The sequence below is a fragment of the Pseudomonas sp. AC239 genome, assembly GCF_979258545.1.
This window is the reverse complement of record NZ_OZ409864.1, coordinates 1,331,091-1,346,809: the sequence shown is the minus strand read 5'-3', so window position 1 is coordinate 1,346,809 and position 15,719 is coordinate 1,331,091. Positions and strand designations below refer to the sequence as shown.

Annotated in this window: 14 protein-coding genes; 3 read left to right on the top strand and 11 right to left on the bottom strand. The window is 58.9% G+C overall.

All coding sequences use genetic code 11. The features are described from left to right. Positions 1-110: 110 nt before the first annotated feature. The 3 genes from rpoD to rpsU all read right to left on the bottom strand — a co-directional run bounded on the left by rpoD (position 111) and on the right by rpsU (position 4,692). Positions 111-1,958, bottom strand: a complete 1,848-nt coding sequence (gene rpoD / locus ACZ0AZ_RS06275) for an RNA polymerase sigma factor RpoD (RefSeq protein ID WP_039757703.1) — start codon at positions 1,956-1,958, stop codon at positions 111-113. 67 nt (positions 1,959-2,025) lie between these two features. Then, the gene (dnaG, locus tag ACZ0AZ_RS06270) at positions 2,026-3,990 is read right to left on the bottom strand and encodes a DNA primase (RefSeq protein WP_463538763.1); all 1,965 of its coding nucleotides are present in this window, start codon (positions 3,988-3,990) and stop codon (positions 2,026-2,028) included. A gap of 486 nt (positions 3,991-4,476) precedes the next feature. Next, positions 4,477-4,692, bottom strand: coding sequence for a 30S ribosomal protein S21 (gene rpsU, locus ACZ0AZ_RS06265; protein ID WP_002551877.1), 216 nt, complete (start codon positions 4,690-4,692; stop codon positions 4,477-4,479). A gap of 199 nt (positions 4,693-4,891) precedes the next feature. On the opposite strand from rpsU, the gene tsaD reads away from it, so the two are divergent. Continuing rightward, positions 4,892-5,917, top strand: coding sequence for a tRNA (adenosine(37)-N6)-threonylcarbamoyltransferase complex transferase subunit TsaD (gene tsaD / locus ACZ0AZ_RS06260; protein ID WP_039757706.1), 1,026 nt, complete (start codon positions 4,892-4,894; stop codon positions 5,915-5,917). A gap of 23 nt (positions 5,918-5,940) precedes the next feature. Here the strand turns inward: tsaD and plsY are convergent, their stop codons facing one another. Then, a complete protein-coding gene (gene plsY / locus ACZ0AZ_RS06255; RefSeq protein WP_129997733.1) occupies positions 5,941-6,510 on the bottom strand; it encodes a glycerol-3-phosphate 1-O-acyltransferase PlsY in 570 nt (189 codons plus the stop codon). A 74-nt stretch (positions 6,511-6,584) separates the two neighbouring features. Between plsY and folB the strand changes: the two genes are divergently transcribed. Both folB and folK read left to right on the top strand, forming a co-directional pair. Next, on the top strand, positions 6,585-6,941 hold the full coding sequence (folB, locus tag ACZ0AZ_RS06250) for a dihydroneopterin aldolase (RefSeq protein ID WP_016772885.1): 357 nt from the start codon (positions 6,585-6,587) through the stop codon (positions 6,939-6,941). Then, a complete protein-coding gene (gene folK / locus ACZ0AZ_RS06245) occupies positions 6,932-7,447 on the top strand; it encodes a 2-amino-4-hydroxy-6-hydroxymethyldihydropteridine diphosphokinase (protein ID WP_415761249.1) in 516 nt (171 codons plus the stop codon). Before folB ends, folK begins: the two co-directional genes overlap by 10 nt. A 90-nt stretch (positions 7,448-7,537) precedes the next feature. Here the strand turns inward: folK and ACZ0AZ_RS06240 are convergent, their stop codons facing one another. The 7 genes from ACZ0AZ_RS06240 to apaG all read right to left on the bottom strand — a co-directional run bounded on the left by ACZ0AZ_RS06240 (position 7,538) and on the right by apaG (position 15,618). Continuing rightward, complete coding sequence (locus tag ACZ0AZ_RS06240) at positions 7,538-8,761, bottom strand: multifunctional CCA addition/repair protein (RefSeq protein WP_463537087.1); 1,224 nt, start codon at positions 8,759-8,761, stop codon at positions 7,538-7,540. A gap of 63 nt (positions 8,762-8,824) precedes the next feature. Beyond that, positions 8,825-10,387 (bottom strand): SpoVR family protein, encoded by a 1,563-nt coding sequence (locus ACZ0AZ_RS06235; RefSeq protein WP_024014545.1) that lies wholly within the window; start codon positions 10,385-10,387, stop codon positions 8,825-8,827. Further along, positions 10,384-11,655 carry a YeaH/YhbH family protein gene (locus ACZ0AZ_RS06230; RefSeq protein WP_039757709.1) on the bottom strand — a complete coding sequence of 424 codons (1,272 nt, stop codon included), beginning with the start codon at positions 11,653-11,655 and terminating at the stop codon, positions 10,384-10,386. The genes ACZ0AZ_RS06235 and ACZ0AZ_RS06230 overlap by 4 nt, the downstream gene beginning before the upstream one ends. 119 nt (positions 11,656-11,774) lie before the next feature. Beyond that, complete coding sequence (locus tag ACZ0AZ_RS06225) at positions 11,775-13,697, bottom strand: PrkA family serine protein kinase (RefSeq protein WP_039757710.1); 1,923 nt, start codon at positions 13,695-13,697, stop codon at positions 11,775-11,777. Positions 13,698-13,993: 296 nt separating this feature from the next. Beyond that, positions 13,994-14,323 carry a thiosulfate sulfurtransferase GlpE gene (glpE, locus tag ACZ0AZ_RS06220; protein ID WP_016772893.1) on the bottom strand — a complete coding sequence of 110 codons (330 nt, stop codon included), beginning with the start codon at positions 14,321-14,323 and terminating at the stop codon, positions 13,994-13,996. 33 nt (positions 14,324-14,356) lie between these two features. Further along, the gene (locus ACZ0AZ_RS06215; protein WP_129997730.1) at positions 14,357-15,238 is read right to left on the bottom strand and encodes a symmetrical bis(5'-nucleosyl)-tetraphosphatase; all 882 of its coding nucleotides are present in this window, start codon (positions 15,236-15,238) and stop codon (positions 14,357-14,359) included. Further along, complete coding sequence (gene apaG, locus ACZ0AZ_RS06210; RefSeq protein ID WP_039757715.1) at positions 15,238-15,618, bottom strand: Co2+/Mg2+ efflux protein ApaG; 381 nt, start codon at positions 15,616-15,618, stop codon at positions 15,238-15,240. Before apaG ends, ACZ0AZ_RS06215 begins: the two co-directional genes overlap by 1 nt. Positions 15,619-15,719 lie beyond the last annotated feature (101 nt).

The window sequence follows — 15,719 nt, the reverse complement described above, 5'->3', positions numbered from 1 at the left end:
CTGGGGGGTGATTGTTTCGAGTGTAGACGGGGTATGCGGCGGGGAGGGCGGAGCGGGGAATTTAATCTGCCATAAAACAAAACCCCCGGCCTGGGCCGGGGGTTCTGGTATCACTCGTCGAGGAAGGAGCGCAGATGCTCGCTTCGCGTCGGGTGGCGCAGCTTGCGCAGCGCCTTGGCTTCGATCTGACGGATCCGCTCACGCGTTACGTCAAACTGTTTGCCCACTTCTTCGAGCGTATGGTCGGTGTTCATGTCGATACCGAAACGCATGCGCAATACCTTGGCTTCACGGGCAGTGAGGCCGGACAGGACTTCGCGAGTCGCTTCCTTCAGACTTTCCACCGTGGCGACATCGATCGGCGACTGCATGGTCGAGTCTTCGATGAAATCGCCCAGATGGGAGTCTTCGTCATCACCGATCGGGGTTTCCATGGAGATCGGCTCTTTGGCGATCTTCAGTACCTTGCGGATCTTGTCCTCAGGCATTTCCATGCGTTCGCCGAGCTCTTCCGGGGTCGGTTCGCGACCCATTTCCTGCAGCATCTGCCGGGAAATACGGTTGAGCTTGTTGATCGTCTCGATCATGTGCACCGGAATACGGATAGTGCGGGCCTGGTCGGCGATCGAGCGAGTGATCGCCTGACGGATCCACCAGGTGGCATAAGTCGAGAACTTGTAACCACGACGGTATTCGAACTTGTCCACCGCCTTCATCAGACCGATGTTGCCTTCCTGGATCAGATCGAGGAATTGCAGACCGCGGTTGGTGTACTTCTTGGCGATCGAGATCACCAGACGCAGGTTGGCTTCAACCATCTCTTTCTTCGCGCGGCGGGCCTTGGCCTCACCGATCGACATGCGACGGTTGATGTCCTTGATTTCGGCGATGGTCAGGCCGGTCTCGGTTTCCAGTGCGATCAGCTTCTGCTGGCAACGGATGATGTCCGGCTGCACGCGACCGATGGCTTCGGCATACTTGCTCTTGCCTTTGGCCAGGGCGTCGGACCAGCTTTCGTCGACTTCGTTGCCCGGGAACTGACGCAGGAAATCGGCGCGCGGCATACGTGCATCACGTACGCACAGCTGCATGATCGCGCGCTCTTGCTGACGCAGACGATCCAGGGCACTGCGCACACGCTCGACCAGGGCTTCGAATTGCTTCGGAACCAGTTTGATCGGCATGAACAGCTCGGCCAGGGCCAGCAACTCGGCAACCGCTGCCTTGTTGTGACGACCGTGCTTTTTCAGGGCCTTGCGGGTGATTTCCATCTGGTCGGCCACGGCGCCGAAGCGCTGCGCAGCGATAACCGGGTCCGGACCGCTTTCGGCTTCTTCTTCGTCATCGGAAGATTCGGCTTCATCGTCGTCGGTATCGTCGTCGGCCTTGACGGCTTTCGGGTCGACCGGCGGCGGCACTTCTGCCGCAGGCGGCGCGATGCCGTCGTCCGGGTCGATATAACCGCTCAGGACGTCGGACAGGCGACCACCTTCGGTGGTGACGCGGGTGTACTCGGAGAGAATGTGGTCAACCGTGCCAGGGAAGTGCGCGATTGCGCTCATCACTTCACGAATGCCTTCTTCGATCCGCTTGGCGATTTCGATTTCGCCTTCACGGGTCAGAAGCTCGACCGTACCCATTTCACGCATGTACATGCGCACCGGGTCAGTGGTGCGACCGATATCGGTCTCCACCGCCGCCAACGCAGCGGCTGCTTCTTCCGCAGCGGCCTCGTCGGTATCGGCGTCGGCCAACATAAGGGCGTCCGCATCCGGAGCACTCTCGTGTACGGGGATCCCCATGTCGTTAATCATGCGGATGATGTCTTCCACCTGCTCCGGATCTGAAATATCCTCGGGCAAGTGGTCGTTGACCTCGGCGTAAGTCAGATACTTCTGCTCACGACCCAGTTTGATCAACTCAATAATACGAGACTGCTGTTGCGCTTTTCCGGACATAACACCCTATCCACTGAAGGTCTTGGCGGGCAAAAAACAAGCCGAGGATTATACCTGAGCTATGACCTCACGCGCCAGTTGAGGTCGGGTTTGATGCGGAAACATTGCGACTTAAAAGGTCGCGCAGTTGATTTTTCTCTTCGACGCTCAGTTCGCTTTGCCGCGCTTTCCTGAGTAACTGTTCGAGATTTCGCTCGCGTTGGCGGGCGGACAAGCTAGTAATGGTGTCGAAAAACTGTTGTTCAAGGTTATCTCCGTCAATCAGCCATTCCTTTTCTGCCAGTGCCTTGAGCAAACGACCCTGTTCAGTACCGTGCCACCGCGCGATCAACTGAAATGAGTTTAGCTTGGGATTCTTCTGTACGGCTTCGAGCAGTGCCACAAGCAACTGGGCGTTGGTCTGATTTTCATCGGCAATGTGCCCGGCGTCTTCGACGCGCTTGGCCAGTTGCGGATGATGGAGCAATGTTCTAAGGGCCGTCAGGGTCGGCGATTCGACGCCAATCGGCGTGCGCGGGCGCTGCTGTTCGCGATCGCCACCACGCTTGCCGTTCTTGTCCCATGGTTTCTTGTCCCACTTCTTGCCGCCGGCGCCGGGTTTCTTCGGCGTCCATTCCTGCTGCGGCGCGTACATGTCCTGTGCCTGCGGCTGATGGTAGTCGCTGTAGTCCGGTATGGCGTCGTAATCGAAGCCCGGATCGTAGGCGGGCGGCGCTTCCTGCGGTGCACTCTGGACCAATTGGCTGACGGTTTCGCTGCTCAGGCCGGTGATTTCGGTCAGGCGCTGACGCATGAGGATGCGCAGGTTCGCCCCCGGCACCTTGTCGATCAGCGGTGCGGCGAGGGTGGCCATGTGCGCCTTGCCCTCGAGCGAGCGCGGGTCGGCTTCTTCGGTCAGTTGCTGGAAAAAATAATCGGCCAGCGGCTGCGCGTGCTGATTGATGCGCGCTTTGAAAGCGTCGGTGCCTTCGGCGCGAACCAGGGTGTCCGGGTCTTCGCCTTCGGGCAAAAACAGGAACCGCGCGCGACGACCGTCTTGCAGACACGGCAGGGTCGCTTCCAGTGCGCGCCACGCGGCGTTGCGGCCCGCCTGGTCGCCGTCGAAGCAGAACAATACGTTCGGGACGACGCGAAACAGACGCTTCAAATGTTCTTCGCTGGTCGCGGTGCCCAGCGTGGCAACGGCATTGCGCAAGCCTTGCTGCGCTAGGGCAATGACGTCCATGTAGCCTTCGACGACGATGATCTCGTCGAGGTTGCGATTGTTCTTGCGCGCTTCATAAAGGCCGTAGAGTTCCTGGCCTTTATGGAATACCGGGGTTTCCGGTGAGTTCAGGTACTTGGGCTTGTCGTCGCCCAGTACGCGACCGCCGAAGGCGATGATCCGTCCACGGGTGTCGCGGATCGGGAACATCACGCGATCACGAAAGCGATCATAGCGTTTGCCGGTTTCGGCGTTCTCGATCAGCAGGCCGGCTTCGATCATGGCTTTTTGTTGCAGGGTGTCGCTGCTCAGATGCTTGAGCAGGTTGTCCCAGCCCGGCGGTGCAAAGCCGAGGCCGAAATCCCGAGCGATCTCGCCGGTCAGGCCGCGGCCCTTGAGGTAATCCACTGCAGCCTTGCGCGACGGATGACTCTTGAGTGCCTGCCGGTAGAAGTCGGCGGCGGCAGTGAGCAGCGGGTACAGCGGCGAATCGGTCGGCTGACGCGGCTTGCGCTCGCGACCGCTTTCTTCGCGAGGGATTTCCATGCCGGCGGCTTTGGCCAGATCTTCGACGGCCTGGGGGAAGTCCAGGTTGTCGTGATCCATGAGAAAGCCGAGGGCGTTGCCGCCAGCGCCGCAGCCGAAACAGTAATAGAACTGCTTGTCGGGGCTGACGCTGAACGACGGGGTTTTCTCTTTGTGGAACGGGCAGCAGGCGGTGTAGTTCTTGCCGGCCTTCTTCAATTGCACGCGCGAGCTGACCACGTCGACGATGTCGGTGCGGTTCAGCAGGTCGTCAATGAAGCTCTGGGGAATCAGCCCGGCCATGGCGTTCTCGTCGTCTGCGCTGCAATAAATCCGTTGCGACAGGCTGTCGGACGCGGGCCATTGCTGGAAACGCACAAAAAGTGCGGCTCGACCGGTGTCGTCTGCGTGATCGCTGTCGGGAAGTGTATCTGCCGAAAATCCACTGACGTTAGTACCTATCAGTCTTCGACTATGTGAAAGTGTTGCGCTGAATCCGCTGACGGCCGGTTGTCGGCCTCGGATAGCTCAATAAAGCGGGCACGCATGCAGGTGCCTTGGGCTGATCGTCGTAAGAGGAATCAGTGGGTGTGCTCGTCAGTAGCCTTGAAAGGCTCGTCAGAAAAGACGTGCACCGCTGGCAAAAGAGCCAGGCCTGACGCGGTGAAGCAGATTTGTCTCGGTCGCATCGGCGGCGTCGACGGTGAAGCATCAAGCGTTTTACGCAAATGCCATTAGCCCGGCTGAGGGCCGGGCTTAGGCAAGAAGCTTGCTACGAACGTCTGTGTATTAGTACAGACGAACGGCGCGGCGCTGTTCGCGCTGAACTTTCTTGGCGTGACGCTTAACAGCGGCTGCTGCTTTGCGCTTACGCTCAGAAGTTGGCTTCTCGTAAAATTCGCGGCTACGAACTTCAGCCAGTACACCGGCTTTTTCGCAGGAGCGCTTGAAACGACGCAGAGCTACGTCGAAGGGTTCGTTCTCTTTTACTTTGACGGCTGGCATCCAGAGCTACCTTCATTCATTACCGGGGTCAACATCCTCGCGGCAAAAGAGCACTTGAAGACGTCGGTTTTTAAGGGTTGCGGATGTTAACCCCTCATCGCTCGGAATGCAAAGCCTCTGATCGAAAACCGCTGGTCGGGGCATCACGTGGCGACTATTATGCGCGCCTTCGAATTCAGCCTAAACAAGGCGCAAACCCATGCTAGTACTGGGATTAGAAACCTCTTGCGACGAAACCGGCGTCGCATTGTATGACAGCGAACGCGGCCTGTTGGCCGACGCGCTGTTTAGTCAGATCGACCTGCACCGCGTCTACGGCGGTGTGGTGCCGGAGCTGGCTTCGCGTGACCACGTTAAACGCATGCTGCCCTTGATCCGTCAGGTGTTGGCCGAGGCCGACTGCGTGCCGACCGAGATCGATGCAATCGCCTACACCGCAGGTCCTGGCCTGGTTGGCGCGTTGCTGGTCGGTGCTTCCTGCGCACAGGCGCTGGCGTTTGCCTGGGGCATTCCGGCCCTCGGTGTGCACCACATGGAAGGCCACTTGCTGGCTCCGATGCTGGAGCCAAAACCACCTGAATTCCCGTTCGTCGCTTTGTTGGTCTCTGGCGGTCATACCCAGTTGGTTCAGGTCGACGGCATTGGACAATACAGCCTGCTCGGCGAGACGCTCGACGATGCGGCCGGCGAAGCATTCGACAAAACCGCGAAGATGATGGGCCTCAATTACCCTGGCGGACCGGAAATCGCCAAGCTGGCCGAGAAAGGCGTCGCAGGACGTTTCACCTTTCCGCGTCCGATGTGTGATCGTCCGGGGCTGGACTTCAGCTTCAGCGGCCTGAAAACCTTCGCCCTCAACACCTGGCAGCAATGCGTCAGCGCCGGGGACGACGGCGAGCAAGCCCGTTGCGACATCGCGCTGGCGTTCCAGCAGGCTGTGGTGGAGACTTTGACCATCAAGTGCAAGCGCGCCCTGAAACAGGCGGGCATGAAGCGGCTGGTGATTGCCGGCGGCGTCAGCGCCAACAAGGCGTTGCGCGTTTCGCTGGAAAAGATGCTCGGCGATATGAAGGGCGATGTGTTCTACGCGCGCCCGGAGTTCTGCACCGACAATGGCGCGATGATCGCGTTTGCCGGTTGCCAGCGCCTGAAGGCCGGTCAGCAGGAAAGTCTGGCAATCACCGTGCAGGCACGCTGGCCGATGGAGCAGTTGTCGGCACTGTGATGAGCGACGCTCACGAACGGCATTCAAAAATGCCGTTCGCGCCCGGCAAACAGGTCGCGTAGATTGCCGCGATGACGCCAGACAATCAGCAAGGTCAGCGCGCTCATTGGCAGCAAGGCTTCCGGCTCTTGCCAGGCCAGCAATGGCAGGGTCAGTGGCGTGGCAATCAGCGCCGCCAGCGAGCTGGTGCGGGTCAGGTAGAACGTCAGCAGCCAGGCACATACGGCCAGCAGCGCGGCGGGTGGATACAGGCCGAGCAGCATGCCGGCGGCAGTGGCAACGCCTTTGCCGCCGCGAAAGCGGAAGTACAAAGGGAACAGGTGACCGATCACGGCGCATACGCCGATCCAGGCCTGATCCTGCAGCGAAAGGCCAGCGCTGGAGGCGATCAGCACCGGCAGCAGGCCTTTGCACAGATCACCGAGCAGGGTCAGGATCGCTAGTTTGCGACCGACCAGGCGCAGCATGTTGGTGGCGCCGGCATTACCCGAGCCACTCATTCGCGGATCCGGGTTTCCGGTCAGGCGGCTGAGCAAAATGGCGAAGGACAGCGAGCCGAGCAGGTAGGCGAGAATCGCCAGTAACCAAAACATGCTAACTATTCCGGGCGAGGACGCCCTGATTCTAACGGCGCATCGCGCCCTTGTCGTGCAGCGGAGAGAAGTGCTTGGACAGAGTGTTTATCGAGGGCCTGGAAGTCGACACCGTGATCGGTGCCTACGACTGGGAGCGCGGCATCCGTCAATGCCTGCGTCTTGATCTGAGCTTCGCCTGGGACAATCGCCCGGCCGCCGCCGGTGACGATCTGACCCTGGCGCTCGATTACGCCAGTGTTTCCACGCGCATCCAGGCGTTTGCCGAGCAGGCGCAGTTCCAACTGGTCGAGACCTTTGCCGAGCGTCTGGTTGAAGTGCTCATGGCCGAATTCAAGATCACCTGGGTGCGGCTGAAACTGACCAAGCCGGGCGCGGTGCCGGCGGCCAAGGGTGGTGTGGGTGTGGAGATCGAGCGCGGATGTCGCTGACTCAGGTCTACCTCGGGCTCGGTAGCAATATCGAGCGCGAAACCCATTTGCGCGCCGGTCTCGATGCGCTGGCCACGTTCCTGGTGGATATCCGATGTTCGGCGGTGTTCGAGAGCCAACCGGTGGGCATCAAGAGCGGGCCGTTCTTCAATTTCGTGGTCTCGGCCTACACCGATCTGCCGTTGATGGAGCTCGATCGCCGCTTGAAATTCATCGAAGCGGACAACGGTCGTTATGCCCCGGATCGCAAGGGTCTGCCGCTGGATATCGACGTGCTGCTGTATGGCGATCTGGTGGGTAACTTTGATGGATTGATTCTGCCGCGTGTGGAAATCCTGAAAAATGCTTTTGTACTGTGGCCGCTTTCGCTGATTGCGCCGCAGCGGGTTCACCCAGGGGTGGGCAAGAGCTTTGCGACGTTGTGGGCCGAGGCGCAGATTGATCAGGTGTTGGCGCCGGTTGCGTTCGAATGGAATGGGCAGCAATTGACTCCGTCGAATCTTTAAAGCAAAAGATCGCAGCCTTCGGCAGCTCCGACAGAGGAATTTGCGTTTTCCTGTAGAAGCTGCCGAAGGCTGCGATCTTTTGATCTTGCTTCAGGCGTTGTCTTTGTAGATTTTCAATGCTTTCAACCGTTCACGCTTCAGCGCTTCGCCCAATTCCGGCCCCTTGAATCCCTGCTCCAGCAAAGGCTGCACCGCCACCGCTCGCGCAGCTTGCGCCGCTCCGCGCAAATAATCCGCCTGTGGATAACTGCGCTGCTCCAGGCCCTTGCGGCCACGGGCGTCCATCTCGCACGCGGCGATAAACTCTTTGAAGCGCTGCGGCCGGCGATAGATATCGAAGCTCTGCAATAACTCCAGCAGCGTCGAGGCTTTCAGCTCCAGCGCCCGGTGCCCATGGGTGTGATACTGCCCGACCAGCAGCGCCAGTTCCTGACAGTCCTTGGGGACCTTGAAGCGCTCGTTGACCGCTTTGATCAGCTTCAGCCCCGTGTGCTCATGGGCGATATGCCGGGGCCATTGTTCTTCCGGCGTCAGACCTTTGCCCAAATCGTGCAGCAGGCAGGCCCAGCGCACCGTCAGCGGCTGCTTGTGCAGGGCCGATTGCTCCAGCACGCTCAAAGTGTGCAGGCCCGTGTCGATTTCCGGGTGATGAGTTTCCGGCTGCGGCACGCCGAACAAGGCGTCGACTTCCGGCATCAGCACTTTCAGCGCGCCACAGTCGCGCAGTACCTGGATGAAGACTTGCGGGTGGTCTTCCATCAGTGCCCGGGAAATCTCCTTCCAGCTGCGCTCGGCAGTCAGCGCCTGCAGTTCGCCGGACTCACTGAGCTGACGCATCAGGTCCATGGTTTCATCGGCGACCGTGAAGCCCAGCCCGGCATAGCGCGCGGCGAAACGGGCAACGCGCAGCACACGCAGCGGATCTTCGGCGAACGCCGGGGAAACATGGCGAAGGATTCGTGCTTCGAGGTCGCGTTGACCATGATACGGATCGGTCAGGTTGAGTTGATCGTCCTCGGCCATGGCATTGATCGTCAGGTCGCGGCGAATCAGGTCTTCTTCCAGCGTGACTTCCGGACTTGCATAGAAGGTGAAGCCACCGTAACCGCGACCGCTCTTGCGCTCGGTGCGGGCGAGGGCATACTCCTCGCCGGTTTTCGGGTGCAGAAACACGGGAAAATCTGCGCCGACCGGGCGAAACCCCTGGGCGAGCATTTCCTCCGTGGTAGCGCCCACCACGACCCGGTCGACATCGGTGACCGGCAACCCTAATAGGCGATCACGTACCGCGCCGCCAACCTTGTAAACCTGCATAAAAAACCTCCGTCAGTCCGACAGGATAACCCTTGCGTCAGACTTTCGGAGGCCGGAACCGGATCAAAGATGAATCACGGCCAGATCGAGCCGGCCGTAATCGCCCTCGCTGTGCTCACTGCGTGGCGGCACGTGATGGGTTTTCATGATCTGGTCGCCCTGCAGGGTTTCCAGATGAATGTCGAAGCCCCACAGCCTATGCAGATGCTTGAGCACTTCCTCGGTGGAGTCGCCCAACGGTTTGCGGTCGTGCTGCTGATGACGCAGGGTCAGCGAGCGATCGCCGCGCCGGTCAATGCTGTAGATCTGCACGTTCGGCTCACGATTGCCGAGGTTGTACTGCGCAGCCAGGGTTTCGCGGATGATTCGGTAGCCGCCCTCGTCATGAATGGCTGGCACCAGCAGGTCGTCCTTCTGGTCGTCATCGAGGATGCTGAACAGTTTCAGATCGCGGATGACCTTCGGCGACAGGTACTGCAGGATGAAGCTCTCGTCCTTGAAACTGCTCATGGCGAACTTGATGGTCGACAGCCAGTCGGAACCGGCGATGTCCGGGAACCAGCGACGGTCTTCTTCGGTGGGCTCTTCGCACATGCGCCGGATGTCGCGGTACATGGCGAAACCCAGCGCGTAGGGATTGATGCCGCTGTAGTACGGGCTGTCAAAGCCAGGCTGAAACACCACGCTGGTGTGCGAGGTAAGGAATTCCATCATGAAGCCGTCAGTGACCAGACCCTCGTCATACAGATCATTCATCAGCGTGTAATGCCAGAACGTCGCCCAGCCTTCGTTCATCACCTGGGTCTGGCGCTGCGGATAGAAATACTGGGCGATCTTGCGCACGATTCGCACGATCTCGCGCTGCCAGGGTTCGAGCAACGGTGCGTGTTTTTCAATGAAATAAAGAATGTTTTCCTGCGGTTCGGCCGGGAAGCGGGCGTTGTCCTTGTCGCTGTATTTGTCAGCGCCCTTAGGGATGGTCCGCCACAGATCATTAATCTGTTTCTGCATGTGCTCTTCACGATCCTTCTGCCGCCGGCGCTCTTCTTCGGCGGAAATCGGATACGGGCGCTTGTAGCGGTCAACACCGTAATTCATCAGGGCGTGGCAGGAATCGAGCAGATCTTCCACTGCATCAATGCCGTGGCGCTCTTCGCACTGCATGATGTACTGCTTGGCAAACACCAGGTAATCGATGATCGAACTGGCGTCAGTCCAGGTGCGGAACAGGTAGTTGCCCTTGAAGAAGCTGTTGTGGCCATAGCAGGCATGAGCCACCACCAGGGCCTGCATGCAGATGGTGTTTTCTTCCATCAGATAGGCGATGCACGGATCCGAGTTGATCACGATCTCGTAGGCCAGGCCCATCTGACCACGACTATAGGATTTCTCGGTGCTGAGGAAGTGTTTGCCGTAGGACCAGTGGTGGTAACCCAGCGGCATGCCCACCGAGGCATAGGCGTCCATCATCTGCTCGGCGGTGATCACTTCGATCTGGTTGGGATAGGTATCCAGCGCATAGCGGGCCGCAATCCGGGCGATTTCGCGGTCGTAGGTCTGGATCAGCTCGAATGTCCATTCAGAGCCGGTGGAAATCGGCTGGCGTTTCTGCTCTTTGGCGGTCATGTCACTAACCTGCGCTGGAAGAGTTCACGGAAGACCGGATAGATATCTCCGGCCGAGACCAGTTGCTGCTGGGCAAATGTGTCAGAGAAGGCTTCGGCGATGCGTTCGTACTCGTACCACAAGGCCTGATGTTCGCGCGGGGTAATCTCCACATAAGTGTAGTACTGCACAAACGGCATGATCTGGTTGATAAGGATGTCGCGGCAGATCGGCGAATCGTCGTTCCAGTTGTCGCCGTCGGAGGCTTGAGCGGCGTAGATGTTCCACTCGTTGCTCGGATAGCGCTCTGCCATGATTTCCTGCATCAGCTTCAGGGCGCTGGAAACAATGGTGCCGCCGGTCTCACGGGAATAGAAAAACTCCTCTTCGTCCACTTCCCGGGCACTGGTGTGGTGACGGATGAATACCACGTCGATCTTGTCGTAGTTACGCTTGAGGAACAGGTACAGCAGGATGAAAAAGCGTTTGGCGATGTCCTTGGTCGCCTGCGTCATCGAGCCGGAAACGTCCATGAGGCAGAACATCACTGCTTTGGAACTGGGGTTCGGTTGCTTGACCAGCAGGTTGTATTTCAAGTCGAAGGTGTCGAGGAACGGCACGCGATGGATACGTGCGCTGAGTTTCTCTATTTCAGCTTCGAGTTCCTGGATATCGCCGAAGTTGTCCGGTTCTTCGCGTTTGAGCCGGGCTAGCTCTTCCTTGGCTTCGCGAAGCTTTGCGCGGCTGCTGCCGGACAAAGCAATACGACGCGCATGTGCTGAGCGCAGGGTGCGGATGATATTGATGCGTGAGGGGTTACCTTCGTTGCTTATCCCCGCGCGTACGGTTTTGAACGTGTCGGTGCCGGTCAGGTTGCGTTTGACCAGGTTCGGCAGCTCCAGATCTTCGAACATGAATTCGAGAAACTCCTCCTGGGTGATCTGGAAGACGAACTCGTCCATGCCTTCGCCGGAATTACCGGCCTTGCCCGGACCTCGGCCACCGCCGCCTCCCGGTGGGCGGGCAATATGTTCACCGGCCGTGAACTCTTTGTTACCGGGATGCACGACGGTCTGTTTGCCGCCGCGTCCGTGATGAAGCACCGGTTCGTCGATGTCGCGACCGGGAATGCTGATCTGTTCACCATGCTCCATATCGGTGATGGAGCGCCGGCTGACTGCCTCTTCGACAGCCTTCTTGATGTGGTCACGGTAACGTCGCAGAAAACGCTGACGGTTCACCGTGCTCTTGTTCTTGCCATTGAGGCGTCGGTCGATCACATAGCTCATAAGGCCCCTCCGGGGAGCTTCAAGTTTTGAGCTGCAAGCTGCAAGTTGAAGCGATTGGGCCAGGATTCAGCCTCCGCGCGCTCTTTCTTGCAGCTTGTGGCTTATAGCTTGCAGCTGCCTCACTGCGACTTGCGGACCCGCAGGTACCATTCGGACAGCAGGCGTACCTGTTTATCGGTGTAGCCACGTTCAACCATTCGCGTAACGAAGTCGTTGTGTTTCTGCTGATCCTCCTTGCTGGCCTTGGCGTTGAAACTGATTACGGGCAGCAGGTCTTCGGTGTTGGAGAACATTTTCTTCTCGATGACCACCCGCAGTTTTTCGTAGCTGAGCCAGGTCGGGTTCTTGCCGTTGTTGTTGGCCCGGGCGCGCAGGACGAAGTTGACGATTTCGTTACGGAAATCCTTCGGATTGCTGATGCCGGCCGGTTTTTCGATTTTTTCCAGTTCTTCGTTCAGCGCCACGCGGTTGAGGATCTCGCCGGTTTCCGGATCGCGATACTCCTGATCCTGGATCCAGAAATCCGCGTACAGCACGTAGCGGTCGAAGATGTTCTGACCGTATTCGCTGTAGGACTCGAGGTACGCCGTCTGGATTTCCTTGCCGATGAACTCGATGTAGCGCGGTGCCAGGTATTCCTTCAGATAGCGCAGATAACGCTCGCGGGTTTCGGCCTGGAACTGTTCCTGTTCGATCTGCTGTTCCAGCACATAGAGCAGGTGCACCGGGTTGGCGGCGATTTCGTGCGGATCGAAGTTGAACACTTTGGAGAGGATCTTGAAGGCGAAGCGGGTCGACAGGCCATTCATGCCTTCGTCGACACCGGCCGAGTCACGGTACTCCTGAATCGATTTGGCTTTCGGATCGGTGTCCTTGAGGTTTTCACCGTCGTAGACGCGCATCTTCGAATAGATATTGGAGTTTTCCGGCTCCTTGAGGCGCGACAGCACGGTGAACTGCGCGAGCATCTTCAAGGTGTCCGGTGCGCAGTGCGCCTTGGACAGAGAACTGTTGAAAAGCAGTTTGTCGTAGATCTTCACTTCGTCGCTGACGCGCAGGCAGTACGGCACTTTGACGATGTAGATCCGGTCGATGAACGCCTCGTTGTTCTTGTTGTTGCGGAAGGTATGCCACTCCGATTCGTTGGAGTGAGCCAGCAGGATGCCAGTGAACGGAATCGCGCCGAGGCCTTCGGTACTGTTGTAGTTACCTTCCTGCGTAGCGGTCAGCAAAGGGTGCAGCACCTTGATCGGTGCCTTGAACATTTCGACGAATTCCATCAGGCCCTGGTTGGCCCGGCACAGCGCACCGGAGTAGCTGTAGGCGTCGGCGTCGTTCTGCGGGAATTCTTCAAGCTTGCGGATATCGACCTTGCCGACCAGCGCCGAGATGTCCTGGTTGTTCTCATCACCGGGTTCGGTCTTTGCCACGGCGATCTGATTGAGGATCGACGGGTACAGCTTGACCACGCGGAACTGGCTGATGTCGCCGCCGAATTCGGCCAGGCGCTTGGTCGCCCAGGGCGACATGATGGTGTTCAGGTAGCGCCGTGGAATGCCGAAATCTTCCTCGAGGATTGCGCCATCTTCGGTGGCGTTGAACAAACCCAGGGGCGATTCGAAAACCGGTGAGCCCTTGATGGCGTAGAAGGGCACCTTCTCCATCAATTGTTTCAGCTTCTCGGCCAGGGACGATTTACCGCCACCGACGGGGCCGAGCAGGTAGAGGATCTGTTTCTTCTCTTCCAGGCCCTGGGCCGCGTGGCGGAAATAGGAGACGATCTGGTCGATGCATTCTTCCATCCCGTGGAAGTCTTCAAAGGCCGGATAGCGGCGGATCACCTTATTGGAAAAAATGCGCGACAGCCTCGAGTTGGTCGAAGTGTCGAGCAGTTCCGGTTCGCCGATAGCCATCAATAGACGCTCGGCGGCGGAAACGTAGGCGCTCCGGTCTTTCTTGCACAGCTCCAGGTACTCTTGCAGCGAGAGTTCTTCCTGGCGTGTGGACTCGAAGCGTTGTTGGAAGTGGCTAAAGATACTCATGACGTCACCTCGCTCGATACGTGGAGCCGACGCCGGATCACTCAGTCGATGCTGGCAGCAGTCGCTGTGGCAGCTGCTGTTTACCCCCCAGAATTCTTCCACGGTCGACAAACCGCGAAAGCTACTCCCGATGACCCGCGCGCCGGTGTACCGGCTCTCCCCTGTTTTGGATGGCCTGCGCTTAAGGATAGTTGGGAATTCGAGAGGTAAAGGCGAGATACGTAATTAGTTGTGGCAGACCGTTCGTCTGCCGCGCGCAGGCCCACGGCAGCCGGGGCCTGCGCCGCGCAAAAAAATTATTCGGCGGTGCCTTGCGCGGTTTCCGACGGATAAGTCGTACGCCACAGCTCAAAGCCGCCGTCCATGCTGTAAACGTCGGAGAAGCCCTGGCTGACCAGATAGGCGGCTGCGCCCTGGCTGGAATTGCCGTGGTAGCAGACCACCACGGTCGGTGCATCAAGGTCGGCACCTTGAATGAAAGCGTGCAGCGAATGGTTGTCGAGATGCTTCGAGCCGCTGATATGCAGCGCGGCGAAGGTCGCTGGATCGCGTACGTCGACTACGACTGCGCCCTGTTCACGCAGGGCCTGCGCCTGTTCTGGGGGGATTCGTTTGAATTCGCTCATGGCGGGTTCCTGTAGCTCAACTGAAAGTGCAGTCTAACGCGGTGCGCCGACTGGCGAAGATTCGGGGATAAGTGGCGCGACCGTGTGTGCAAGCCCGCCGTGTTCATCACATTTGCATGACAGACGTTCGCCGCTGTCGACGTTCATCAGTGTCAGGCTGCCGCCCCATACGCATCCGGTGTCCAGCGCTGAAATGCCCGGCTCGTGGATGTTGCCTTCGAGCGCTGCCCAGTGGCCAAAAATGATGCGCAGGCCTTTGGTCTTGCGTTCTTTGTGCTGAAACCACGGTTTGTAGCCGGGCGGGGCGCTGTCGAGGCCTTCCTTGCTCTTGAGGTCAAGCTTGCCCTCGGCGGTGCAAAAGCGCATGCGCGTGAAGTAATTGGTGATCACCCGCAGGCGATCAATGCCTTTGAGGTCGTTGTCCCATTTTGCCGGCTCGTTGCCGTACATGCCGTCAAGGTAGGCCGGGAAGACGTTGTCGTCGCGCAGTGCGGTCTCGACTTCGGCGGCGCACTTAAGGGCACGGCGCAGCGACCATTGCGGCGGGATGCCGGCGTGGACCATGGCGACATCACGGATTTCGTCGTAGTGCATCAGCTTCTGCTGGCGCAGCCATTCCATCAGTTGCGGGCCATCGGGCGCCTCGATGATTTCGCGCAAGGTGTCGCTTTTCTTCAAGCGCTCGATCTTTTTCGCGGCGGCCAGCAGATGCAAATCGTGATTGCCGAGGACACAGACCAGCGACTCGCGCATCTCATGGAGAAAACGCAGGGTTTGCAGCGACTGCGGGCCACGGTTCACCAGATCGCCAACCAGCCATAGCCGATCCAGCGCCGGGTCAAAGGCAACTTGCTTGAGCAGGCACTTGAGCGGCTCGAGGCAGCCTTGCAAGTCGCCGACGGCGTACGTCGTCATCAGTGCAGGGCTCCGGGTACAGCGAGGCGAAACGGTTTGATGACTGCATCGAAATGTTTACCGTCATCGGCGAGCATCTGATAGGTGCCCTGCATGGTGCCGACCTTGGTGGTCATCACCGTGCCGCTGGTATACGTGTGGCTCTTGCCTGCATCGATCAACGGTTGCTGGCCAACGACACCTTCACCGCGTACTTCTTCGACATGGCCGTCACCATCGGTAATTACCCAGTGCCGGGCCAGAAGCTTGGCGGCAAGCTCGCCGTTGTTCTGCACGGTGATGGTGTAGGCGAAGGCGAAACGGTCGTGTTCGGGTTGCGATTGGTCTGCCAGATAGTGAGTGACGACGCTGACATCGACCTGATAACGGGAATCGGACATGCAAGAGGGCCTTAACGAAGCGGAACGCGGGGCGTAGCTGATGGGGAATCAGTCTAGGCAAGTATCGGGCAGTAAACCAGAGTGGTGTGCTGCCCGATAGC